Annotated in this window: 24 protein-coding genes, 1 tRNA gene and 1 rRNA gene; 25 read left to right on the top strand and 1 reads right to left on the bottom strand. The window is 40.4% G+C overall.

Annotated elements, in window-relative coordinates; genetic code table 11:
* The first annotated feature begins 241 nt into the window (after positions 1-241).
* From spoVT to AC3WR0_RS22015, 8 genes are all read left to right on the top strand, one after another.
* A complete protein-coding gene (gene spoVT, locus AC3WR0_RS22050) occupies positions 242-778 on the top strand; it encodes a stage V sporulation protein T (protein WP_492554303.1) in 537 nt (178 codons plus the stop codon).
* 373 nt (positions 779-1,151) lie between these two features.
* Positions 1,152-2,795, top strand: coding sequence for a putative polysaccharide biosynthesis protein (locus tag AC3WR0_RS22045; RefSeq protein ID WP_492554302.1), 1,644 nt, complete (start codon positions 1,152-1,154; stop codon positions 2,793-2,795).
* A complete protein-coding gene (gene yabN / locus AC3WR0_RS22040) occupies positions 2,779-4,251 on the top strand; it encodes a bifunctional methyltransferase/pyrophosphohydrolase YabN (RefSeq protein ID WP_492554301.1) in 1,473 nt (490 codons plus the stop codon). The genes AC3WR0_RS22045 and yabN overlap by 17 nt, the downstream gene beginning before the upstream one ends.
* 30 nt (positions 4,252-4,281) lie before the next feature.
* A complete protein-coding gene (locus AC3WR0_RS22035) occupies positions 4,282-4,551 on the top strand; it encodes an RNA-binding S4 domain-containing protein (RefSeq protein ID WP_027322561.1) in 270 nt (89 codons plus the stop codon).
* A gap of 116 nt (positions 4,552-4,667) precedes the next feature.
* Positions 4,668-4,970 carry a sporulation protein YabP gene (yabP, locus tag AC3WR0_RS22030; protein WP_027322560.1) on the top strand — a complete coding sequence of 101 codons (303 nt, stop codon included), beginning with the start codon at positions 4,668-4,670 and terminating at the stop codon, positions 4,968-4,970.
* Positions 4,967-5,596: a spore cortex biosynthesis protein YabQ gene (gene yabQ / locus AC3WR0_RS22025; protein ID WP_492554300.1), complete on the top strand. Its 630-nt coding sequence runs from the start codon at positions 4,967-4,969 to the stop codon at positions 5,594-5,596. The genes yabP and yabQ overlap by 4 nt, the downstream gene beginning before the upstream one ends.
* Positions 5,597-5,620: 24 nt before the next feature.
* Positions 5,621-6,007, top strand: coding sequence for an FtsB family cell division protein (locus AC3WR0_RS22020; RefSeq protein ID WP_492554299.1), 387 nt, complete (start codon positions 5,621-5,623; stop codon positions 6,005-6,007).
* Between the two features lie 95 nt (positions 6,008-6,102).
* The gene (locus AC3WR0_RS22015; RefSeq protein WP_492554298.1) at positions 6,103-6,528 is read left to right on the top strand and encodes a S1 domain-containing RNA-binding protein; all 426 of its coding nucleotides are present in this window, start codon (positions 6,103-6,105) and stop codon (positions 6,526-6,528) included.
* A 392-nt stretch (positions 6,529-6,920) separates the two neighbouring features.
* On the opposite strand, the gene AC3WR0_RS22010 is transcribed toward AC3WR0_RS22015, so the two are convergent.
* Positions 6,921-6,994: transfer RNA gene (locus AC3WR0_RS22010), tRNA-Met, on the bottom strand.
* Between the two features lie 269 nt (positions 6,995-7,263).
* Here AC3WR0_RS22010 and spoIIE point away from each other — a divergent pair.
* The 17 genes from spoIIE to AC3WR0_RS21925 all read left to right on the top strand — a co-directional run.
* Entirely contained in the window at positions 7,264-9,738 is a 2,475-nt protein-coding gene (gene spoIIE, locus AC3WR0_RS22005) for a stage II sporulation protein E (protein WP_492554297.1), read from the top strand.
* Between the two features lie 89 nt (positions 9,739-9,827).
* A complete protein-coding gene (locus AC3WR0_RS22000; RefSeq protein ID WP_027322555.1) occupies positions 9,828-10,565 on the top strand; it encodes a VWA domain-containing protein in 738 nt (245 codons plus the stop codon).
* Positions 10,534-11,577 carry a serine/threonine protein kinase PrkT gene (gene prkT, locus AC3WR0_RS21995; protein ID WP_492554325.1) on the top strand — a complete coding sequence of 348 codons (1,044 nt, stop codon included), beginning with the start codon at positions 10,534-10,536 and terminating at the stop codon, positions 11,575-11,577. Before AC3WR0_RS22000 ends, prkT begins: the two co-directional genes overlap by 32 nt.
* A gap of 171 nt (positions 11,578-11,748) precedes the next feature.
* Positions 11,749-13,170: a tRNA lysidine(34) synthetase TilS gene (gene tilS, locus AC3WR0_RS21990; protein WP_492554296.1), complete on the top strand. Its 1,422-nt coding sequence runs from the start codon at positions 11,749-11,751 to the stop codon at positions 13,168-13,170.
* A complete protein-coding gene (hpt, locus tag AC3WR0_RS21985; RefSeq protein WP_492554324.1) occupies positions 13,160-13,708 on the top strand; it encodes a hypoxanthine phosphoribosyltransferase in 549 nt (182 codons plus the stop codon). Before tilS ends, hpt begins: the two co-directional genes overlap by 11 nt.
* Positions 13,709-13,835: 127 nt before the next feature.
* Positions 13,836-15,824, top strand: a complete 1,989-nt coding sequence (gene ftsH, locus AC3WR0_RS21980) for an ATP-dependent zinc metalloprotease FtsH (protein WP_492554295.1) — start codon at positions 13,836-13,838, stop codon at positions 15,822-15,824.
* Positions 15,825-15,987: 163 nt separating this feature from the next.
* The gene (locus tag AC3WR0_RS21975; protein WP_492554294.1) at positions 15,988-16,773 is read left to right on the top strand and encodes a type III pantothenate kinase; all 786 of its coding nucleotides are present in this window, start codon (positions 15,988-15,990) and stop codon (positions 16,771-16,773) included.
* Between the two features lie 10 nt (positions 16,774-16,783).
* Positions 16,784-17,662: an Hsp33 family molecular chaperone HslO gene (hslO, locus tag AC3WR0_RS21970; protein ID WP_492554293.1), complete on the top strand. Its 879-nt coding sequence runs from the start codon at positions 16,784-16,786 to the stop codon at positions 17,660-17,662.
* A 24-nt stretch (positions 17,663-17,686) separates the two neighbouring features.
* Positions 17,687-18,583 (top strand): peptidyl-prolyl cis-trans isomerase, encoded by an 897-nt coding sequence (locus AC3WR0_RS21965; RefSeq protein ID WP_492554292.1) that lies wholly within the window; start codon positions 17,687-17,689, stop codon positions 18,581-18,583.
* 414 nt (positions 18,584-18,997) lie between these two features.
* Complete coding sequence (cysK, locus tag AC3WR0_RS21960; RefSeq protein WP_492554291.1) at positions 18,998-19,927, top strand: cysteine synthase A; 930 nt, start codon at positions 18,998-19,000, stop codon at positions 19,925-19,927.
* Positions 19,928-20,084: 157 nt separating this feature from the next.
* A complete protein-coding gene (gene folP, locus AC3WR0_RS21955) occupies positions 20,085-20,930 on the top strand; it encodes a dihydropteroate synthase (protein ID WP_492554290.1) in 846 nt (281 codons plus the stop codon).
* Positions 20,923-21,282: a dihydroneopterin aldolase gene (gene folB / locus AC3WR0_RS21950; protein WP_492554289.1), complete on the top strand. Its 360-nt coding sequence runs from the start codon at positions 20,923-20,925 to the stop codon at positions 21,280-21,282. Before folP ends, folB begins: the two co-directional genes overlap by 8 nt.
* 2 nt (positions 21,283-21,284) lie before the next feature.
* Positions 21,285-21,794 carry a 2-amino-4-hydroxy-6-hydroxymethyldihydropteridine diphosphokinase gene (gene folK / locus AC3WR0_RS21945; RefSeq protein ID WP_492554288.1) on the top strand — a complete coding sequence of 170 codons (510 nt, stop codon included), beginning with the start codon at positions 21,285-21,287 and terminating at the stop codon, positions 21,792-21,794.
* Positions 21,746-21,958: a helix-turn-helix domain-containing protein gene (locus tag AC3WR0_RS21940; RefSeq protein WP_492554287.1), complete on the top strand. Its 213-nt coding sequence runs from the start codon at positions 21,746-21,748 to the stop codon at positions 21,956-21,958. Before folK ends, AC3WR0_RS21940 begins: the two co-directional genes overlap by 49 nt.
* A 35-nt stretch (positions 21,959-21,993) precedes the next feature.
* Positions 21,994-22,992, top strand: coding sequence for a tRNA dihydrouridine synthase DusB (gene dusB / locus AC3WR0_RS21935; protein WP_492554286.1), 999 nt, complete (start codon positions 21,994-21,996; stop codon positions 22,990-22,992).
* A 201-nt stretch (positions 22,993-23,193) separates the two neighbouring features.
* The gene (lysS, locus tag AC3WR0_RS21930) at positions 23,194-24,675 is read left to right on the top strand and encodes a lysine--tRNA ligase (protein ID WP_492554285.1); all 1,482 of its coding nucleotides are present in this window, start codon (positions 23,194-23,196) and stop codon (positions 24,673-24,675) included.
* 377 nt (positions 24,676-25,052) lie between these two features.
* Positions 25,053-25,118, top strand: a 16S ribosomal RNA gene (locus AC3WR0_RS21925); the annotation flags it as partial.

Below are 25,118 nucleotides of genomic sequence, written 5' to 3'. Positions count from 1 at the left end.
TTTGTAACCTCCCAAAAGTTTCATCGGCAATACCCAGGGGTAATATTCCTAATATAGCTGCCTTTTTCAACTGGTATGTTTATCCTATTTTGGAACATTTATCAGGAAAAGAAAAAAATACTCTATTGGTGTATAGAACTTTCAACTAGAAAAGATACTAAGTTCAAAGTTGGTGGTGATTTCTAATAAAGTTTGTCATTGCCAAAAATAAAATCATCAGATGAAAGTGAGGCAACATTGGATGAAAGCAACTGGTATTGTTCGTCGAATCGATGATTTGGGTCGTGTAGTAATCCCTAAAGAAATACGAAGAACATTACGTATTCGCGAAGGGGATCCATTAGAAATTTTCGTAGACAGGGATGGAGAAGTAATCCTTAAAAAGTACTCTCCAATTAGTGAATTAAGTGATTTTGCAAAAGAATACGCAGAAGCGTTATATGACAGCCTTGGTAATCCTGTTCTAATTTGTGACAGGGACACTTATATTACTGTAGCTGGAAGCTCTAAAAAGGATTATCTAAACAAAAACATCAGTGAACTGGTAGAAAAAACAATGGAAGACCGCAATTCAGTATTGATGAACCAGCAGAGTGATCTGGCACTTGTGGAAGGCAGCGAGGAAGCAATTTCTGCCTATACGATTGGACCAATTATTGCAAATGGTGACCCGATTGGTGCTGTTATTATCTTTGCCAAAGAAGGTAATCTTGGTGAAGTGGAACAAAAAGCGGTTGAAACAGCAGCTGGCTTCTTAGCGAGACAGATGGAATCATAGTAATAACTCTTAGGAGAACGGGCAGCTTAGGCTGCCTTTTTTTACGCTGAAAATACGGAGGACCTTTCATGTTTCATGATTTTCAACTTGGAGGAAAAACGGAAACGTGACGAAAATGTTCCCGAAATAATCTTTCAAGGAAAAATGCTAACACGTTCCCGGAACCATCTTCATGAAAGAAAGGTGATAACCAAAGTTGAACTACAATACTGTTTCCACTATGACTCCCCCTATTCAAAGGTGCCTTTGGAATCATTCATGTAAAAGCATAGCTTACAGAGGGTATAGTTTTTTATGTGCCTGCATTTTACCGTGAAACATGCGGGCATTATGCTATAATACGGTGGAACTTATTGTAGGAAGGGGATGGGCTATGAAGCCCGCAAGTCACTCGAAGGATCTATTAAAGGGCGCTTTCATCTTAATGGCAGCCGCTTTAATTACCAAAGTATTAAGTGCAGTTTATCGAATACCATTTCAAAATATAGCCGGAGATGTAGGCTTTTATATTTATCAGCAGGTATACCCCTTTTATGGAATAGCGATAGTTTTGGCAACAACCGGTTTTCCTGTCGTTATATCAAAGCTGTATGCTGAATTGAGGGAAAAGAATGACCTAGCTGGCGCTCGCCATTTTTTATTTATTACATATGTTTATTTACAATTATTCGGCCTTATATGTTTTTTAATTCTTTATGTCGGCTCTGAAAAGATTGCCCACTGGATGGATGACCCGCAGCTCGTTATTTTATTAAAAGTGGTATCAATTGTTTTCCTTACCTTTCCAGTGGTTGCTTTGCTAAGAGGGCTATTCCAGGGAAATGGAGACATGTTTCCAACAGCAGTCTCTCAGGTGGCCGAACAGGCAATCAGGGTTGGAACCATCTTAATATTGGCTTACTTATTCATGCATAGAGGAGCTTCATTGTATCTTGTTGGTGGAGGGGCTATGTTTGGTTCCGTTACAGGCAGCCTGGTTTCAGCTGTACTTTTATTTATGTTTTTATGGCTGAGGAAGAAAGGTCATGTTTTTTCGTTAAAAGAGGCTGGACAAAGAGGTATTTTCAGAGGAACCGGATGGATTCTGAAAGCTCTGGTTTTCCAAGGGATGGCTATTTGCATAAGTGGGATGCTGATGATTTTTTTTCAAATGGCAGATTCATTAAATTTATACTCCCTTTTAATAGCAAGTGGTATAGAAGTTGAGACAGCAAAGGCCTTAAAAGGTATCTTTGACAGGGGGCAGCCTTTGATTCAGCTTGGCACAGTTTTATCTACTTCCATGTCGTTATCTCTGGTTCCTATTATCACCAGTGAACGAATGAAGGCAAATATCGATTTTTTAAGGGAAAAAATCAGGCTTGCTTTGCAGATCAGCCTAGTTATAGGTGTTGGTGCAACAGCGGGTCTATGGGCTGTTATTAAGCCAACCAATATAATGCTATTTGAAAATAGCAGCGGTTCTGAAGTTCTTGGAGTTTTGTCCATGGTCATTCTATTCACCTCTGTCATCTCAACCGTGACAGCTGTGCTGCAGGGGTTGGGGAAGATGGTATTTCCATCTGTTGTCATATTGGCTTCCTTCCCTGTTAAGTATGTTCTTAATGCTATACTTGTTCCCTTATTTGGAACACAGGGGGCAGCCTGGGCAACCATTATTTCAATGGCGCTCATTACCTTATTGCTCGGTGCAAATCTTCGTAAAGTTCTTTCCATCAGGTTAATCTCATCCAGGTTTATTGCTGTCCTTGCTGCAGGATCTCTGATTATGATTTTGATCTTGAAAGGATATTTAGCAGCAACGGAATTTCTATATGGGGTAATTGGAACGGAACGGCTTGCAGCTGCCATTCAAGCATTGAGTGCAGTAATGCTCGGAGGGTTCTTATTTTTATTCGTTGTCATTCGTTCGTCAATTTTTCGTGAAGAAGATCTTGCTTTATTTCCATTTGGAAGTAAATTAATTTTATTATTGCCAAAGGGCGACAGGAGTCAAAAATATGGAAAAAACGATTGAAATTATGGGTTTGGGTGCAGGCGATCTCGACCAGCTCCCTTTGGGTGTTTATAAAAAATTAAAGAACTCGGGTCATCTGTATTTAAGGACAAAGGAGCATCCAGTTATTGCGGAATTGGAAAAGGAAGGACTTCAATATACCTCATTTGACTCCATCTATGAAAAGCATGACCAATTTGAGGCAGTTTACGAGGAGATTGCTTCGGTTCTCCTTGAAAAGGCGGATACCGAAAAAGTTATTTATGCTGTTCCCGGCCACCCGCTTGTGGCTGAAAGGACAGTCCAGCTTCTTTTGAACTATGGGCCCGAAAAAGGTGTAGAGATTTTGGTTGGCGGAGGGCAAAGCTTTTTAGATGCTATTTTTCAGGCATTAAAAATTGACCCGGTTGAAGGCTTTCAGCTTTTGGACGGAACGGATCTGCAGCCATCGGACTTGCAAATTACTCAGCATATTTTTATTAGCCAGGTTTATGACCAGTTTGTTGCATCAGAGGTAAAGCTAACGCTTATGGAACGACTGCCCGATGACTATACTGTCTACATTGTCACAGCAGCAGGAAGTTCTGAAGAAGAAATTACTGCTGTGCCGCTTTATGAGCTTGATCATAAAGTGTCATTGAACAATCTGACATCGATTTATGTACCCCCTGTAAAGGACGAACAAATTCGTTTACAGGAATTTACGAAGCTTCGTGAAATTATTGCTCAGCTTAGAGGCCCAAATGGCTGTCCTTGGGATAAAGAGCAGACGCATGAGTCACTTAAAAAGTATTTAATAGAGGAAAGCTATGAAGTAATAGATGCAGTAAACAGCGGGGACCTTGACCATCTTGTTGAAGAGCTGGGCGATGTTCTCCTGCAGGTAATGCTCAATGCACAAATTGGAGAAGATGAAGGATATTTTTCCATTGATGATGTCATAAAGATTTTATCGGAAAAAATGATCCGGCGCCATCCGCATGTTTTTGGCAATGTAAAAGTGGAAAACTCAGATGAGGTCCTGGCCAATTGGCAGGAAATTAAAAATCAGGAGAAGGGAGAGACAAAACCAGAAAAGTCACTGCTTGATGGGGTTTCGTTTGCACTTCCTAATCTATTGAGGGCTTATGAGCTGCAAAGAAAAGCAGCAAAAGTAGGTTTTGACTGGAAGGAAATTGGTCCGGCCTTGGAGAAGGTGAAAGAAGAACTTCAGGAATTTGAAGAAGAGCTCGTGAAAGGTGAAGGCTTTATTTCTTTAGCGAGACAAGAGTATGGCGATTTATTGTTTGCTTTTGTTAATATCGCCAGATTCTTAAAAATTCAGCCTGAAGAAGCCTTATTTGCAACAAATGAAAAGTTTGTCCGTCGTTTTAAGTTTATTGAGGAAAAAGTCCGTCAAAGCGGCAAGGGATTTGAGGAGTACTCTTTAGAACAGCTTGACCAATACTGGGATGAAGCAAAAGCGAAGGGACTATGAACAACATTATAAGAAAAGAGGGGAAATAGGATGCGCTTAGATAAATTTTTAAAAGTTTCGCGATTAATTAAAAGAAGAACTCTGGCAAAGGAAGTGTCGGATCAGGGTAGAATCCAGATCAACGGAAAAGAAGCAAAAGCCAGTTCTACTGTTAAGGTAGGGGATGAGTTAACGATCCGTCTTGGACAGCGTACTGTGACCGCGAAAATTGAACGCCTTCAAGAAACTTCCCGAAAGGAAGAAGCGGCAGAAATGTACACGATCGTAAGCGAAGAAAGGGCTCCAAGAGAAGAATTTTAAATAGCACTCTTCCCGACTTTTTTGGATAGAGGGAAGGGACCTGCTTGTTCTAATTCCTTAACAAATCACATACAAATGTACAAAAGGGTTGTACAAAGTGATTGTGAGGGATGATAATGAGTCAATATTATGAAACAAACACAGCAAAAAGTACGGTTCCCGACCATGATGTGGTCATGCGGGGAAGAAAACTGCTCGATATAACCGGAGTTAAACAAGTCGAAAGCTTTGATAATGAGGAATTCCTGCTGGAAACGGTTATGGGTTTTCTCGCTATCAGGGGGCAAAATCTTCAAATGAAAAACCTGGATGTTGATAAAGGGATTGTTTCTATTAAAGGAAAGATTTTTGATCTCGTCTATCTGGACGAGCAGCATGGGGAGAAGTCTAAAGGGTTCTTTAGCAAGTTATTCCGATGAGTCTTTCAACACAGTTTATTACCATGATTTCCATGATTGGTATGGGAGCGCTTTTTGGGGCAATGCTGGATACATACCAGCGGTTTCTAAAGCGCCCCAAACGGAAAGTATGGATTGTTTTTTTGAATGATCTGCTGTTTTGGGCCGTACAGGCATTAATCGTTTTTTATGTTCTTTTCCTTTCCAATAAAGGAGAGCTTCGATTTTATATATTTGTGGCTCTGCTTTGTGGATTCGCAGCCTATCAAAGTTTATTAGGTTCCTTTTATCGAAAACTACTGGAAATAGTTATTTCTACTGTAATGGCGATCTACCGGTTTTTCAAAAACGCTATTCGCCTGTTGGTATATAAGCCGATTGTCGGATTAATACAGCTGCTGATCGCTGCTATTTTGCTTGCGGCTCGGGGGCTTTTTGCCCTTGTAAAGATATTATTTAAGGCTATATTAGTAATCATAAAGGTTATTTTAAAGCCCTTTGGAATAATTCTGTTATTTTTTTGGAAGCTTTTGCCGAAATATATTAAAAAACCCGTCGAGAAGTTATATAATGGTGTGGCAGGAATTATATTAAAAATCAAGAATTATCTTAATAGATGGTTGAATAGGTGGAAAAGTAAGAAATGAATGGAATCGGGAGGTTTGCGAGGAATGGGTGCAATACGCAACAGGCGAAAGATCGCAAAGATAGAATCACCTTATGTGAAGGAACGGGAAAACGCTGATTTAGCAACTACCCGGAATAGAAAATTCCTGATGAGAAGGCTGGGGCTGTTCTTTGTCTTTGCTGTATTTGTGGGGTATTTTATGATATCTCAAATTCTGACGCAATCAGCCGACCTTGATGGTAAATTGGCCCAAAGGGAACAGCTTAAAAAGGAATTGGCGGGCATGAAGAAACAACAGGCCATTCTGAAAGAGGATATTGTAAAATTGAATGATGACGATTATATTGCCAAGCTTGCCAGGAAGGAATACTTTCTATCTGACAAGAACGAAATCATTTTTAATCTTCCAAAAGATGCCGAGGAAAAATAAACCAACAGGTAGTCTTATTGACACTTATTTTTTCCATTCTGTATAATATGTAGTATGTATGATTTTTTATATTTTTAAGGAGGAAAAATCTTTTTATGTCAATCGAAGTAGGCAGCAAGTTACAAGGGAAAGTAACAGGGATTACTAATTTCGGAGCGTTTGTGGAGCTGCCGGAGGGATCGACTGGACTTGTCCATATCAGTGAGGTCGCAGATAACTATGTTAAGGACATCAATGATCATTTAAAAGTAGGCGACCAGGTAGAAGTGAAAGTCATTAATGTTGAGAAGGATGGCAAGATTGGTTTGTCTATTAAAAAGGCAAAGGACCGTCCGGAACAGCCGAAATCTCATTCACATTCACAACGTCCTCGGCAGGGAAGAACGAATGACAGAAATGCCAGACCTGAAAATTTCGAGTCTAAAGTGGCAAAGTTCTTGAAAGATAGCGAAGATCGTTTGACTTCCTTAAAGCGCAATACAGAATCGAAACGCGGGGGAAGAGGAGCCAGACGAGGCTAACTTGCTGCATATTTTAATTGGAAGTTTAGCAGTACTCTGTTTTTATATACGTGGAACAGGCTGGTCCGTCGGGGCATGCCTGTTTTTTTTTGTATATCCATAAATCCTGAGTGAGTTGATAACAGATAAGGAAGGCTTGGGCAGCAATATCCCCGCATGCACCAGCTTTTCCTAGGAAGTCCTGATCAGGCGAAAGGCAGAGGATAAGAAAAGCTTCATCCGTTTTTCAAAGGGATAATATAAAGGCTGATCGTTCACTCTATTAATCATGGGACGCAGGAAATCCTATTTTGAGGATAAAATGCGAGTCTATCGCTTTTTGACCTAAACCATCAATTAACGAAAAAAACTCCAGTATCTAAAAAGATACTGGAGTTTATCCTGCAGTTTAATAGCGGCGGAGGGGATCGAACCCCCGACCTTACGGGTATGAACCGTACGCTCTAGCCAGCTGAGCTACACCGCCAAGTTGTTAACGAACAAGTTATATAATACTAAGATTAAAAAGGTATGTCAATCTATTTTTTTAAACCCTCCTTAATTCGGGAATAAACCGCTTAAGTCTATGAAATCTGTAAATGATTGTTTCATTCCTTAGGATTTTGTTCCTTTGTGTTCTTTTTAAAAAAAACAGTCGAATGAATTATCATGGCTTGTTCGCTATTTTGACAATCTTTGAAAGCATGTCCCTATATAATAATCTGCAATAAGAGCTCGATGGGGGAGTGTTAATGGATGGAAAAGGCAGAACAGGGCTTATTGAAACCTATGGGGGAAGTTAACTTTGAGCCAACAAGGTGGAAATTTCGGTCGGGTATGAAGAAATTGAAAACTGAACTGGAATCCTTCTTCCTTAAAAAAGGATATTTGTTACTGATTCTTGGATTTTTATTGGGCAGGGCTTTAATACTATCAAAGCTTACTCCGTTTTGTCTGCCATTTTTTGCTGCAGTCTACATTATTAAAAAGGACCGTGCCCCTATCGCGCTAGTTGGACTAGTTGCAGGCGCAGCAACAATAGGCCTTCAAAATTCTGTTGTTACATTTGGATCGGCATTCTTGTTCCTGCTAGTGTTTAGAATTTCTAAAAAGTGGCTGAAAAATGAAATACGAGCCCTTCCCTTTTTTGTTAGCGGAGTTCTGCTGATTAGTAAGTTAGCGGAAGCATTTATTGTCCATAAGGAATTATCGGTTTACGATGGGATGATGGCAGGAGTTCAGTGCAGCCTTGGATTTATTTTAGTGCTGATTTTTATGCAAAGCATCCCTTTAATAACATTTAATAAACGAAGACAGTCCTTAAAAACAGAAGAAATTGTGTGCCTGATTATTTTACTGGCTTCTATAATGACTGGAACAATTGGCTGGAAGGTTTACGGCCTTTCTTTAGAGCATATCATGTCAAGGTATCTTGTCCTTTTGTTTTCCTATGTAGCAGGTGCCGCAGTTGGTTCTACCGTTGGAGTCGTAACAGGATTGATCTTCAGTCTTGCGAACGTATCGAGCTTTTATCATATGAGTTTACTCGCCTTTTCAGGGGTTCTGGGAGGTCTGCTTAAGGAAGGTAAAAAAATTGGTGTATCAATTGGCCTGTTTATTTCTACCCTGCTGATTGGTATGTATGGTGAGGGAGGCGGCACGCTTTCTGTTTCTCTATTTGAAACTGCTGCAGCTATTGCTTTATTTTTGCTTACCCCTGCTGCATTGTCGGGAAGGTTGGCCAAATATATTCCTGGCACTCCGGAGTATACTGCCGAGCAGCAAAAATACATGCGGAAAATGCGGGATGTTACAGCACGGCGGGTAGCTCAATTTTCAGATGTGTTTGAGGCTTTATCCAAAAGCTTTTCGAATGCCAGCACTCCAGTATCAGATGATGATAGTTTTAGAGAACTGGATTATTTTATGAGCAATGTTACAGAAAAGACCTGTCAGACATGTTTTAAGAAAGATCAATGCTGGACAAGGAATTTTAATACAACATATGAGTACATGGAAGATATTATGCATCAATTAGACCAAAATGATGGCACCGTCCCTCAAAGGCTGGAAAGGGAATGGGACAAATATTGTTCCCGTTCAAAGAAAGTTATTGATACGATCCAGCAAGAGCTCACGTTTTACCAGGCTAATCAAAAATTAAAGAAGCAGGTTTTGGAAAGCAGAAGACTTGTTGCGGATCAGCTTTTGGGAGTTTCAGAAGTGATGGGTGACTTTGCTAAGGAAATCCAAAGAGAAAGAGAAAATCATTCGAAACAGGAAGAGCAAATAATGGAGGCAATTCAGGAATTCGGGGTTTTAATTGAGCATGTAGAAATATACAGTCTTGAACAGGGGAACGTTGATATAGATATGACCATTCCATATCCTAATGGACATGGTGAATGTGAAAAGTTAATCGCTCCGATGCTATCGGATATATTGGGGGAAACCATTGTAGTCATTTCGGAAGAGAAATCAGAATATCCACGTGGCTTCAGCCAGGTAACCTTCCGATCTTCTAAAACTTTTACGGTTGAAACAGGCGTAGCGCATGCTGCAAAGGATGGAGGCCTTGTTTCAGGGGACAGCTATTCTACAATTGAGCTAGGCTGCGGGAAGTACGCCATTGCAATTAGTGACGGCATGGGCAATGGAGAAAGAGCTCATTATGAGAGCAAGGAGACCCTCCAGCTCCTTCAGCAGATTCTTCAATCGGGCATTGAAGAAAGAGTGGCAATAAAATCTGTTAACTCTGTCCTCTCACTAAGAACAACAGATGAAATATTTTCTACTCTCGACCTTGCTGTAATTGATTTGCAAAATGCAGCAGCGAAATTTTTAAAAATTGGTTCAACCCCAAGCTTTATTAAAAGAGGAAGTAAGGTAATTAAAATACAGGCGAGCAATCTTCCTATAGGTATCATACAGGAGTTTGATGTTGATGTAGTCAGCGAGCAGCTTAAGGCTGGAGATTTGTTAATCATGATGAGCGATGGAGTCTTTGAGGGACCGCGCCATGTTGAAAATTATGATTTATGGATGAAGAGGAAAATACAGGAGATTCAAACTGACGAACCTCAGGAGATGGCAGATTTAATTATGGAGGAGGTTATCCGTTCAGGCTCTGGCTCTATTGATGATGATATGACTGTTACAGTTGCGAAAATCAAACATAATACCCCGAAGTGGGCATCCATTCCAATGTATAAATTAAAAAAACAGGCTTAGAGTGGTTTAAAGACTTAGTTAGATATAGGTATAAATCCTCCAGTTGACGTCGAAAATGGTAACAATTCAGTTAACGGAGGGGAATGGGAATGTACGCAGGTAAAATTCGGCAAATCTTATTAATTACGGATGGCTGTTCGAACCAGGGTGAAGACCCGATTGCAATGGCCGCACTAGCTAAGGAGCAGGGAATTACCGTAAATGTAATAGGAGTTATTAACGAGGATCGGATAGACGAACAAGGAATGAAAGAAATTGAGGGTATTGCTTTATCGGGCGGCGGCGTTCATCAAATTGTTTATGCTCGCCAGCTTTCCCAAACAGTTCAAATGGTAACAAGAAAAGCAATGACTCAAACCCTTCAGGGTGTTGTTAATCGAGAGTTAAAGCAAATCCTGGGCCGATCACAATCACTTGAAGATCTTCCGCCTGAAAAAAGGGGAGAAGTAATGGAAGTGGTAGATGAACTGGGGGAGACTGTAAATCTTGAAGTCATGATTCTTGTGGATACTAGTGCAAGCATGAAAAGTAAACTGCCAACAGTAAAAGAAGCCCTGATTGATCTATCTTTAAGTATGGGTGCCAGATCAGGAGCTAACCTATATTCCGTTTGTGTATTTCCCGGGAAAAATGGAGATGTTGAAAAACTCTTGGATTGGTCGCCTAAACTGCAGGCGTTAAGTTCTATCTTCCCTCAGCTAAGCACTGGCGGGGTTACGCCTACAGGGCCGGCTATTAAGGAAGCTTTAGCATCATTTAAACAAAAAAGATCATTAAGGAGCCTTTTGTCCGGTGATGATGAATCATCCTTTGAAGAATCCGTTTAATATCATTCCCGGCACTGTGATAACAGGAAAATGGCATAGGAAGCAGTTTAGAGTGATAAAGGAATTGGGATCCGGTGCGAACGGAACCGTTTATCTGGCACAGCATGGAAATATGCAGATTGCCTTGAAAATGAGTCAAGATGGATTGTCGGTTACTTCTGAGGCAAATGTCTTAAAATCCTTCGCAAAGGTCCAAGGGTCCGCCCTCGGACCTTCTTTGCTTGATGTGGATGACTGGGAAAGCAGTAAGGGGCTTTTTTCGTTTTATGCAATGGAATACATAGAAGGACCAGATTTACTTTCATATATTCAGCAAAAAGGCCGCGTATGGACAATGGTTCTTATTCTCCAGCTTTTAAATGATTTAGCTATATTGCACGAAAAAGGATGGGTTTTTGGGGATTTAAAGCCTGAAAATTTAATTGTTAAGGGTCCTCCTGCCCGGATTAGGTGTATTGATGTTGGCGGAACCACTCAAAAAGGAAGAGCTATTAAAGAGTTTACAGAGTTTTTTGATCGCGGATACTGGGGAATTGGTACCAGGAAGGCTGAACCCACTTATGATTTGTTTGCTGTAGCTATGGTATTAATCAATACAGCTTATCCAGAAAGGTTTTCCAAAACAATAGGTGGAATAGGCCAGCTGAGGGATGCAATAAGGAAAAAAGCGGAGTTAACACAGATAGAGGATGTTCTATTAAAGGCACTAACAGGGAAGTTTACTTCCGCTCATGAGATGCGCAGTGAGCTTCTCCAAAAGATTTCGGGTAATGACACCGCCGCTGCTGGACAGAGTAAGGTTTCCCAGGCACAGTCTTCAGGAATAAACACCATTCCTTCCGGATCGACGGCAGGAATGTCACGCACAGCCCTAAAACAACAAAGGCAAAGCACTGTAAGACAGGCAAAACCCAAAAAACAGAAAAAACGCAGGTTATGGATGGAAACCTTCTTTATTTTCCTTGCCGTTTCCTTTTTATATTTTTTCTACATATTATTTAAAGTTATTTGAAACTTTTTTTGCTCCAAATCGTATAAAAGTAGCGAAAGTTTAGTTCAACATCCAAAATCTAAGCTCAGCCTTTGAAGCTCTCCTTTTAAAAGTGGTAAGCTATTTAAAAACAAAGTACGTGTATTTATCTGTTATTACGGGTAAAGAGGTATTTCAAAAGGAAGAGTGAAGATGTTAGAAGCAAAAGTTGAAGCCTTTTTGAGTCACCATTCCTTTTCCCTCGAAGACAAAAATATAGTAGTCGGAGTTTCAGGAGGTCCGGATTCCCTGGCGCTGCTCCATTACTTGTTGAGGCAAAAAGAGAAGCAGAATATTACTATTGTAGCGGCCCATGTGGATCATATGTTCCGCGGAGAAGAATCATTTGAAGATGCGATGTTCGTAAAGAGTTTTTGTGAAGAAAATGAAATACCTTTTGAGATGGCACGGGTTAACATTCCGGAAATGATGGAAAGAACGGGTAAAAGCTCACAGGTTGCTGCCAGAGAGGCCAGGTATGATTTCTTTGGTGAGGTAATGGGAAAGTATGGTTTCAAATTATTAGCTCTTGCCCATCATGGGGACGATCAAATTGAAACTATGCTGATGCGGTTTACACGAGGAAGTTCCGGTAAAGCCCGAGCTGGTATCCCTTTTTTAAGGCCATTTTATAAAGGGTGTATTTTCCGCCCCTTTTTGAGTATGACTAAAAAGGAGATAGAGGAGTATTGCAGGATTAATGGTCTAGAGCCAAGACTTGATCCCAGCAATTTGAAAGAGGTTTACAGCCGCAATCGATTCCGCAAGCATGTCCTTCCATTTTTGAAGTCGGAAAACAGACAGGTCCATGAACAGTTTCAGCGTCTAAGTGAAGATTTACAGACGGATGAAAACTACCTACAGGAATTAACGGCGGAGAAAATGAATAGAGTAATCATTAAAAGAGTTAATAGCCAAGTTTCTATTGATACTAATGTCTTCCGGGATATGCCAATGCCTTTACAAAGAAGAGGTATTCAACTAATATTAGAATATCTTTACAAAAAAAGGCCCGAGTCTCTTTCCGCTATACATATCGATCAGATTTATTCCCTGATTTACAGCTCTCATCCATCAGGGAAACTTGATCTTCCTGGCGGATTAAAAGTTGTTCGGTCCTACAGCGATTGCCATTTTCAATTTGATTTGCAAAGCCATGATAAATACAGGCTGGAACTAGCTGAACCTGGTTCTGTTTATCTGCCTGATGGCAGCGGCATAAAATTAGAAATTGTCGATCATTTGTCGCCATTTTTAACTGAATGTGGTGCTTTTTTTAACATAAAGAACCTGGAATGGCCCATTGTTATCCGAAACAGGGAAAAAGGAGACAAGATGTCGTTAAAAGGGATGTCCGGATCAAAGAAGGTAAAGGATATCTTTATTAACAGTAAAGTCCCCATTTCTTTAAGGAATATATGGCCGGTAATTACCGATGGCAAGGGAGAAATCCTTTGGATCCCAGGTTTGAAAAAGTCAGCGCTTGAGGGCATTAGCCAGGCAGCTGAGCACTATGTACTGCTTACTTTTAAAAGCAACTATCTTCTAGGGGGCACATGGAATGATGAAAGATGATATTAAAGAAGTTCTGTTTAGTGAGGAGGAGCTTCAGTCAAAAATCAAAGATCTGGCTGGGCAGTTAACAGAAGAATATAAAGACCGTTTCCCGCTTGCTGTCGGAGTATTAAAAGGTGCGATGCCTTTTATGGGTGATTTATTAAAACGTATGGACTGCTATCTTGAAATGGATTTTATGGATGTTTCCAGCTATGGACATTCCACCGTATCATCTGGTGAGGTTAAAATCCTGAAGGATCTCGATACTTCTGTTGAAGGAAGAGACCTGCTTATTATTGAAGATATAATCGACAGTGGCTTAACATTAAGTTATCTTGTTGATTTATTTAAATACCGTAAAGCTAAGTCAATTAAAATTGTTACTTTGCTTGACAAGCCAACCGGCCGAAAAAGCAATATCGAAGCAGATTATGTCGGATTTATTGTTCCGAATGAATTCGTTGTCGGCTATGGGCTTGACTATATTGAAAAATACCGTAACCTTCCATATATTGGCGTTTTGAAACCGGAAGTGTACTCAAATAATAATGAATAGGCTGTTGTACTAAGACCTACTTGGGATAAGTAACTTGGCTTATTGTACTAAGACCAATTTCTTGAATTGGAATGATTTACTATGATAATATTTAATATAGTTTGTTGACCGTGGGAGGAGGTAAGGAATGAATCGGATTTTCCGTAATACCATCTTTTATTTATTGATATTTCTAGTCATAATTGGCGTGGTTAGTTTCTTTAACGGTAATAATCAGCCTACCGATAATATATCCTATAGCAAGTTTGTGCAGCATATTGAAAAAGGGGATGTTACATCGGTTTCCCTTCAGCCAGAGCGTGGTGTTTATGAGGTAAGAGGCCAGCTCGAGGGCTATCCGAAGGATAAGTTTTTTCTGACTTATATGCCAAATAACGAAACAATGCTTAATCGAATTGAAAAGGCAGTTCCTGATACAAAAGTTGATGTATTGCCGGCAAAAGAAACAAGCGGTTGGGTTACCTTCTTTACATCAATCATTCCATTCGTGATTATTTTTATTCTTTTCTTCTTCCTATTAAATCAGGCACAGGGCGGCGGCAGCCGTGTTATGAACTTTGGCAAAAGCAAAGCAAAGCTCTATAACGAAGATAAGAAAAAAGTCCGCTTCAGAGATGTAGCGGGTGCGGATGAAGAAAAACAAGAATTGGTAGAGGTTGTAGAATTCTTAAAAGATCCAAGGAAATTTGCCGAGCTAGGAGCAAGGATTCCTAAAGGAGTTCTTTTAGTTGGACCTCCAGGTACAGGTAAAACATTGTTGGCTCGTGCGGTTGCAGGAGAAGCTGGTGTACCATTCTTCTCGATAAGCGGTTCTGATTTTGTTGAAATGTTTGTCGGTGTTGGTGCTTCCCGTGTCCGTGACCTTTTTGAAACAGCAAAAAAGAATGCTCCTTGTATCATTTTTATCGATGAAATTGACGCAGTTGGACGTCAGCGTGGCGCGGGCCTCGGCGGCGGACATGATGAGCGTGAACAAACTTTGAACCAGCTGCTTGTAGAAATGGATGGATTTGGGGCTAATGAAGGAATTATTATCGTCGCGGCAACAAATCGTCCAGATATCCTTGACCCGGCATTATTGCGTCCGGGACGTTTTGACAGACAAATTACAGTAGACCGTCCGGATGTAACTGGCCGTGAAGCTGTATTAAAAGTTCATGCACGCAACAAACCGCTTGATGAATCAGTTGATTTAAAGAGTATTGCTATGCGAACTCCAGGTTTTTCTGGTGCAGATCTTGAAAATCTGCTGAACGAAGCAGCGCTTGTAGCTGCAAGGCAAAATAAGAAAAAGATAGAAATTGAAGATTTGGATGAGGCAACTGACCGCGTTATTGCAGGTCCGGCTAAAAAGAGCCGCGTTATCTCCAAAAAAGAACGTAATATTGTGGCATTCCATGAAGCTGGTCATACAGTAATTGGTTTAATACTCAATGAAGCTGATATGGTTCATAAAGTTACCATTGTTCCTCGTGGCCAGGCAGGCGGCTATGCTGTTATGCTTCCGAGGGAAGACCGTTATTTCATGACAAAGCCAGAATTACTTGATAAAATCGTTGGCCTTCTTGGCGGACGTGTTTCGGAAGAAATTGTGTTTGGTGAAGTAAGTACAGGTGCACATAATGACTTCCAGCGCGCAACAGGCATTGCAAGAAAAATGGTAACTGAATACGGTATGAGTGATAAGCTTGGACCGCTTCAATTCGGGCAAGCCCAAGGTCAGGTTTTCCTTGGCAGGGATATTAATAATGAGCAGAATTATTCTGATGCCATTGCTTATGAAATTGACCTTGAAATTCAGCGTATAATTAAGGAATCTTACGAAAGAGCTAGGAAGATTCTTTCTGAAAATCGCGAGAAACTTGATTTAATTGCGAATACACTTCTTAAGGTTGAAACACTTGATGCTGAACAAATTAATTATCTTGTGGATAACGGTGTTTTACCTGACAGAACATCCCCTGACTATAAAAAATCAGTTGGATTAAAAAAGTCAGATGATGTGAAGGTAAATATCACAACCAAAAAAGATGAAGAAGGTCCTCAGGCAATAGGTGAGAACCGCCCGTCGGACATCTTAAATGCTGATGATTCTGATCCGGATCGAAATGTATAATTGAAACATGAACGAAAAGAGCATCCTATGGATGCTCTTTTTTGCATAACAGATTTTCTTTTGTGATAAGGATGTCCGATTTCTTTTATGGTTTCGCCCATATATGATATGATGTTTGCAGTGAAAAACACAAAAATTGAATCTCGATGAAGTGGTGATAAACTTGATTTTTGTTTTCGATGTAGGAAATACAAATATTGTTTTAGGTGTATATAAAGGTGAGGATTTAAAGCACCATTGGAGAGTGGAAACAAACCGAAATAGGACAGAAGATGAGTATGGGATGATTGTGAAATCATTGTTTGACCATGCTGGTCTCGAATTTGACCAAATTGATGGAATTATTATTTCATCTGTAGTTCCTCCTATTATGTTTGCTCTCGAAAGAATGTGCAATAAGTATTTCCACGTTAAACCGCTTGTTGTTGGCCCTGGAATGAAAACTGGCTTGGATATTAAGTATGAGAATCCAAGAGAAGTTGGAGCAGACCGTATTGTAAATGCAGTCGCTGCTATTCACGAGTACGGGAGTCCGTTGGTCATTGTCGACTTTGGAACAGCAACGACTTATTGTTATGTAAATGAAAAAGGCCAGTACCTTGGAGGAGCTATCGCGCCGGGGATCAATATTTCTACGGAAGCTCTTTACTCAAGGGCTGCTAAACTTCCGCGTATTGAAATTGCGCGTCCAGATGGTGTGGTAGGGAAAAACACAGTAGCTGCCATGCAGGCTGGAATACTTTATGGATACGTAGGGCAAGTAGAAGGAATCGTTAAACGAATGATGGATCAAAGTGATAAAAAACCAACGGTCATTGCCACTGGCGGTTTATCCACCTTAATCGCACAAGAGTCAACTATGATTGATGTTGTGGATCCATTTTTGACATTAAAAGGCCTTCAGCTCATTTATAAACGGAATATGGATACTATAAGGAATAATGGCTAGGAGGGCTTTTATGAGTGATTATTTAGTAAAGGCATTGGCCTATGAAGGTCAAGTGAGAGCATATGCAGTAAGAAGTACTGATACAATCCGTGAAGCACAGCGGCGGCACGAGACATGGCGAACAGCTTCTGCAGCACTGGGACGGGCTATGACCGCAGGTGTCATGATGGGGGCCATGTTAAAAGGCGAAGAAAAACTGACAATCAAAATTGAAGGCGGCGGACCAATCGGCAATATTCTTGTGGATACAAATGCTAAGGGGGGAGTCCGTGGATATGTTTCAAACCCGCAGGTTGATTTCGAGTCCAATGAACTTGGCAAGCTTGATGTCCGCAGGGCTGTTGGAACAGAAGGAACTTTAACAGTTGTAAAAGATATTGGCCTTCGTGACTTTTTTTCAGGTCAAGTTCCGCTTGTATCAGGTGAACTCGGTGAAGACTTCACCTATTATTTTGTTACTTCCGAACAGGTTCCTTCTTCTGTTGGGGTAGGTGTTCTGGTGAATCCAGATGATACTATTCTTGCTTCCGGAGGATTTATCTTTCAGTTGATGCCTGGAACAAAGGATGAAACGATTACAAAATTAGAAGAGCGGCTTAAGACTATACCGCCTATATCACAGCTTGTAGACAAGGGTTTAACTCCTGAACAAATACTTGAAGAGCTATTTGGGAAAGAAAACGTAAAGATACTTGATTCCATGCCAATCCATTTTGAATGCAATTGTTCAAAAGAACGGTTTGGCAATGCCATAGTCAGTCTCGGTTCAGAAGAAATTAGAGAGATGATTGAAACAGACGGGATGGCTGAAGCCCATTGCCATTTCTGCAATGAAAAGTATCATTATTCAAAGGAAGAGCTGGAGGAATTCGAAGGCCAAGCTAAATAAATAGTCTTATTGGGGGAAGAGAAGGTGAAAGCAAAGCAGCTATGGCTTGTAATCGCCGGACTCATTTTGCTGAATTGCATTACCGTGGCTTTTTTCTTAACAAAAGCAAAGGGTGCTAACGGGGCAGGCATTACAGGGGAAACGGTAGCCACTGTAGGAGACAGAAAAATAACCAGGCAGGAATGGCTGTCCGAACTTGAATTACGGTATGGCCAGGATGTTTTAAAAGATATGATTGATCAAAAGGTAATTGGGCAGATGGCTGATAAATATAATATTAAAATATCGGATCAGACAGTTGACCGTGAAATGAAAATGAATCAAGCGATGTACAGCTCAAACCGTAATGGACAGAACACGAGTAAGAAAAAATGGAAAGAGCAAATTAAATACAACTTGCTGCTGGAAGAGATATTGACCAAAGATGTAGTTGTCCCGGATAAAGAAGTTAGAAAGTATTATGAAAGGAATAAGGACCTCTTTAATGTCCCGGACTCATATCATCTTTCGCATATACTTGTTAAAACAAAGGCAGAGGCTAAGAAGACAGAAAAAGAGCTTGCCGGAGGTTCTAGTTTCAAAGCTTTGGCAATGGAGCGTTCTATAGATGAATTTTCAGCCAATCAGGGCGGCGATATAGGCTATCTTAACGAAGAAGATGAAAGATATCCCGCAAAGTATCTTAATGAAGCCAAAAAACTTAAAAAGGGCCATTGGAGCAGTTCAATAAAAACTGATGATGGTTACGCCATTATTTATCTACAAGAAAAAATAAAAGGCCAAAGCTATGCTTATAAAGAGGTTAAGGATCAAATTAAGAGACAGATTGCTTTGGAACAAATGAAAGAGCCTGCAACAGCCAAAACGTTTTGGGATGAAGCAAAGGTTGATTGGTTTTATGGCGAACAGAAAAAGGACTGAAAGGGATAGATGAAAATTCTTCCCTTTTCTTTTTATATTTTTGCTTTGTTAAAGAACAGAGTCAATTTTTCTCAATGTTGTTTGGGAAGGTCATGAAACTCCTCGGAAATGCTGCTTAAATCCTTCGTGCGGGCACTTTCCATGATGTAAATTAATGTCCAGCGGGAAAAGCGGGTCAGGAGAGGATCCCAAATCCGCCTGTGGGAAGCGAGTGTCTTCGTGACAGGCAAAAGGCGGCCTGTCCCTGCGATGAAGCTTCTTAGAAGCTTTCCTTTGTGGAACGAAAATCAAAAGCCAAGTTTAACAGAACTATACTTTTAATAAAAAATAGTGCAAATTGATTGACAAATCCTTATAAAAATTGGTAAATTTGAATTAATCCAATAAAAATACTCGGAATAAGGAGTGGCGAATATGGTACGCGTGGCAAATTCAGTGACCGAGCTAATCGGCCAAACACCAATCGTTAAACTAAACAGACTTTCAGATGAAAACAGTGCAGATGTTTATGTAAAACTGGAGTACATGAATCCAGGAAGCAGCGTAAAAGATCGTATCGCTTTAGCAATGATTGAAGCTGGAGAGGAAAAGGGCGAATTAAAAGCTGGAGATACCCTTATTGAGCCTACAAGCGGAAATACGGGCATTGGTCTAGCAATGGTTGCGTCTGCAAAAGGATATAAGGCTGTTCTGGTAATGCCTGATACAATGAGCTTAGAACGCCGTAATTTGCTCCGTGCCTATGGAGCGGAACTTGTTTTAACTCCTGGTGCTGAAGGAATGAACGGTGCGATCCGTAAAGCGGAAGAACTTGCTAAAGAAAACGGCTACTATATGCCACAGCAGTTTAAAAATGAAGCGAACCCTGAAATTCACCGCAAAACAACAGGAAAAGAAATTGTGGAACAATTGGATAGTTTAGATGCTTTTGTAGCTGGAATCGGAACAGGAGGAACCATCACTGGAGCTGGCCAGGTTCTTCGTAAAGCTTTCCCTGAAATTAAGATATTTGCAGTGGAGCCTACAGATTCTGCAGTATTATCTGGGGGCAAGCCAGGCCCGCATAAAATTCAGGGAATCGGAGCTGGGTTTGTGCCAGATGTTCTTGATACAAAGGTATATGATGAAATCATTCAGGTTACAAATGACCAAGCGTATGAATATGCACGTCGTGCTGCAAGAGAAGAAGGCGTTCTTGGCGGCGTTTCATCTGGTGCTGCTATCTATGCCGCACTTCAGGTTGCTAAGCAGCTTGGCAAAGGCAAAAAGGTTCTTGCCATCCTTCCAAGTAACGGTGAAAGATATTTAAGTACTCCACTTTACAACTTTGAAGATCAACAATGATGTAAATTATAAAATCTCCTGAAGCATTGGCATAGCGCCAATGCTTCTTTTTCGGTTACAATTTTTAATCCAACATAAATTTAATGGTAAAATAATAATTATGAAATTCCGCTCTTTCCGCCTAGGTAGACAGAGCTTTTGTTATGGAGGATATAAAATGACGTCATTTGAAAAAAGCATAATTCAATGCGGTCCATATACTCTTGATTATGGGAAAAAGACAATTATTATGGGGATTTTGAACGTGACACCAGATTCTTTTTCTGATGGAGGAAGATTTAACGCAATCGCTGCTGCGGTAAGCCGTGCGAAAGAAATGGTGGAGCAGGGAGCTGATATTATAGATATAGGCGGTGAGTCGACACGTCCAGGTCATGCCCCTGTATCTGCAGAGGAAGAGATTGAGCGTGTAATACCTGTAATACGTACATTATCTGAACAGGTTCAGGTGCCTATTTCTATTGATACGTATAAGGCTGAGGTCGCCCGCGCGGCCATTAATGCCGGAGCGCATATTATTAATGATGTATGGGGTGCTAAGGCAGATCCTGATATGCCAAAAACAGCAGCGGAATTAAATGTACCGATAATCCTTATGCACAACCGCAATAACCGGGATTACAAGCATTTTCTTCGTGATGCGATGAACGATATATATGAAAGTATACGCCTTGTGAAAGATGCTGGTGTAAGAGATGGGAATATCATCCTTGATCCAGGGATTGGTTTTGCAAAAGACTATTCTGAGAACATAACTATGATGAACAACTTGGAAAAACTCGTTGGAACTGGATATCCAGTGCTTTTGGCAACTTCCCGAAAGTCAATGATTGGACAGGCACTTGATCTCCCTGTAAATGAACGTATGGAAGGTACAGGAGCTACTGTCTGTTACGGAATTCAGAAGGGATGCCAGATGGTTCGTGTACATGATATTAAAGAGATGGCGAGAATGGCAAAAATGATGGATGCCATGATGGGGAAAGGGGTAAACCGTGGATAAAATTTACGTTAATAAAATGGAGTTTTACGGATACCACGGTGTTTTTCCCGAAGAGACTAAGCTTGGCCAGCGATTTACGGTAGACCTTACGGTTAGCCTCGATTTAAAAAAAGCGGGGGAAACGGATGAACTGGAGTATTCCGTCAACTACGCGGAACTTTACAATGTATGTAAAGGCATTGTTGAAGGTAAACCCTTTAAGCTAGTGGAAGCTGTTGCTGAAAAAATTGCTGCTAAGATTTTGGGAAGTTTTCCAATGGTAGAAGAAACAAAGGTAAAGGTTATTAAGCCGGACCCGCCGATTCCAGGGCATTATCAATCGGTTGCGGTGGAAATTACAAGGAGTAGGTAACTGTGGAAAATACAGCTTATATTTCTTTGGGTACGAATATGGGAGATCGGTTCAGCTTTTTAAAAATGGCTGTTAAAAGTCTAAAAGATAACCCGCAACTAAAGTTGGTAAATTATTCTTCTATTTACGAGACCGACCCTGTTGGCTATGAGGATCAGGATTTATTTTTAAATATGGCTGTTGAAGTAAAAACCATACTGACAGCCCAGGAACTACTGGATGTATGCCTTGCAATCGAAAATGCACTTGGAAGGAAACGGGAAATAAAATGGGGTCCCAGAACAATAGACCTTGACATTCTTCTTTATAACCAAGAAAATATTGAAACGGAGACGCTTATTATCCCGCATCCCCGGATGCAGGAAAGAGCTTTTGTAATGGTGCCCCTTTTGGAAATGACCAAGAATCGGAGTACCTTACCATTCTCCCTAGAAAAAACACCTGAAAGTGAAGGAGTCCGAATATGGAAGCGGAAAAATGGGGAAGACGTATTCGAGCTTACCGAAAGCTAAAAGGCTACACCCAGGAAAGTTTTTCTAAGGAATTAGGAATCTCAGTTTCCATTCTTGGGGAGATAGAAAGAGGCAATCGAGTACCTACTACAAAATTGGCTGACGAAATAGCAAAGGCATTACAGATAAGTATAGAAGAATTGACTCCTCCCAAGGAGCAGTAATATATAGATCAGTAAAGGATAGGAGGAAATCGATTATGCTTAAAATAGGCGATATCGAAATGAAAAACCCAGTAGTACTGGCTCCTATGGCAGGCGTGTGTAATTCTGCATTCCGCCTTACCGTTAAGGAATTTGGCGCAGGGCTTGTTTGTGCAGAAATGGTCAGTGACAAGGGAATCGTTTTTAAAAATGAAAAAACGATAAATATGCTTTATATTGATGAAAGAGAAAAACCACTAAGCCTTCAAATTTTCGGTGGTAAAAAAGATACACTGGTTGAAGCTGCAAGGTTTGTAGATAAAAATACAAATGCTGATATTATTGATATTAATATGGGATGTCCTGTTCCGAAAATCACAAAGTGTGATGCAGGAGCTAAATGGCTTCTCGATCCTAATAAAATTTATGAAATGGTATCAGCTGTAGTTGATGCCGTTGAAAAGCCAGTTACAGTTAAAATGCGTATGGGCTGGGATGAAGATCATATTTATGCTATTAAAAACGCCCAGGCTGTGGAACGTGCAGGAGGCAAAGCAGTAGCGCTTCACGGAAGAACGCGCGTCCAGATGTATGAAGGAAAAGCAAACTGGGATATTATCCGAGAAGTCAAGCAGTCGATTAACATTCCTCTTATCGGAAATGGAGATGTCCAAACTCCTCAGGATGCAAAACGTATGTTAGAGGAGACAGGTGTAGATGGTGTTATGATTGGCCGTGCTGCTTTAGGTAACCCATGGATGATTTACAGCACTGTAAAGTATCTTCAAACAGGTGAACTAGCCGGAGAGCCATCTGTACAGGAGAAAGTTGATGTATGTACACTTCACCTGGACAGGCTGATTGCTTTGAAAAATGAAGATGTAGCAGTACGTGAAATGAGAAAGCATGCTGCCTGGTACCTAAAAGGTATCCGTGGAAATGCAAAAGTACGTAATGGAATCAATGAATGCATTACACGTCAGGATCTAGTTTCCGTATTAAGTACTTTGGTTGAAGATGTGGAAGCCATAGAACAAGAAGCAACTGTATCCTAATGTTTGACAGTATTGATTCAAATTTTCTATAATACATTTGGTAAAAAAGAAGCTGCCAGTAAATAAACTGGCAGTTTTTCTTTATAAACACATTTTTGATGTCTGAATCAGCAAAATTGTGTAAAATAATAAGATATGTACAAGTTTTCTACCAGGAACCTTTCCTTTACATATTAGATATTAAAATTGGAGTTGATAGGCGTGAGCGAAGAATTAAACGATCAATTAAGAGTAAGGCGCGAGAAAATGAGCGAAATGCGATCAAAGGGCCTAGATCCTTTTGGTAAAAGATTCGATCGTACAGACGATACAAAAAGCCTTATTGAAAAGTACGGAAATCTTGAAAAAGAAGAATTAGAAGCTCAAAACGTTTCAGTTATCCTTGCTGGCCGAATTATGACGAAGCGAGGAAAAGGGAAAGCTGGATTTGCCAATATCCAAGATTTAACCGGACAAATTCAAATTTATGTGCGCCTGGATTCCGTTGGTGAAGAACAATATAGTATTTTTGATTCTGCAGACCTTGGAGATATTGCTGGTGTTAAGGGAACTTTATTTAAAACCAAGGTTGGGGAATTATCGGTTAAAGTTAATGACTTTGAATTTTTAACTAAGGCTCTTCGCCCTCTGCCAGATAAATTCCACGGATTAAAAGATATTGAACAGCGCTATCGTCAGCGGTATCTTGATTTAATAGTCAGTGAAGAGAGCAGACAAACATTTGTGACCCGAAGCAAAATTATTCGTGAAATTCGCCGTTATTTAGATGACAACGGCTATTTAGAAGTTGAAACTCCGATGATGCATAGCATTGCTGGCGGTGCGGCAGCGCGGCCATTCATTACACATCACAATGCCCTTGATATGCAGCTGTTTATGAGAATCGCCATCGAACTTCACTTGAAGCGTCTAATAGTAGGGGGACTTGAAAAGGTATACGAAATTGGCCGTGTATTCCGTAATGAAGGAGTATCGACTCGTCATAATCCTGAGTTCACAATGATAGAACTTTATGAAGCGTATGCTGACTTCCGTGATATCATGTCTTTGACAGAAAATCTTGTTGCTCATGTAGCCCAGGAGGTTCTTGGAACTACAACGGTTCAATACGGTGACTATGAGGTGGATTTGAAGCCAGAATGGAAAAGGCTCCATATGGTCGATGCCATCAAGGAATACACTGGTGTTGATTTCTGGAAAGAAATGAGTAAAGAAGAAGCCCGCGACTTAGCTAAGGAACATGGCGTTGAAATTAAGGACACAATGCGCTATGGGCATATTGTTAATGAATTCTTTGAGCAAAAGGTAGAAGAAAAGTTAATTCAGCCTACTTTTATTTTCGGGCATCCAGTGGAAATTTCGCCGCTTGCTAAGAAAAATGAAGAAGATCCACGCTTTACTGACCGATTTGAATTATTTATTGTAGCCCGTGAGCATGCAAATGCCTTTACGGAGTTAAATGATCCGATTGATCAAAGGGAACGTTTTGAAGCTCAGCTGAAAGAACGTGAGCAGGGGAACGATGAAGCGCATGAGATGGATGAGGATTTTGTAGAGGCGTTAGAATACGGAATGCCGCCTACAGGAGGACTGGGAATTGGAATCGACCGTCTGGTAATGCTGCTGACCAATTCACCATCTATCCGTGACGTATTATTATTCCCTTTAATGAGACACCGTTAAGACAGAAAAGAGTGCTGCAGATGCAGTGCTCTTTCTTTTTAAGTACATTTTTGCAGCCATAGTAATTTTCTACAGAACAATTAGAAAATTGCTTCTTTAATTTATACGAATAAATTTCAAAAAAAGCTATTGCAAGATAGATTTATTGATGGTATATTAGTTTCTGTTGCTGCAAGACAGCAAGCAAGCAAGGAAAAAACAAAGTAAAAAAGTTATTGACATCGGGTTCTAAACCTGATAATATAATAAAGTCGCCCACAAGCGACGAACCAAATTGCTCTTTGAAAACTAAACAAACAAAGCGTGAACAAACAAACAATAACATGATGAATTTATTCATCAGCCAACGTAACTTTATGAGCTAATACTCATACTCTTTATCGGAGAGTTTGATCCTGGCTCAGGACGAACGCTGGCGGCGTGCCTAATACATGCAAGTCGAG

It is taken from the genome of Neobacillus sp. FW104-15D2 (assembly GCF_058790155.1).
The sequence above is the reverse complement of the archived record's forward strand: the minus strand, read 5'-3'. Positions and strand labels throughout refer to the sequence as shown.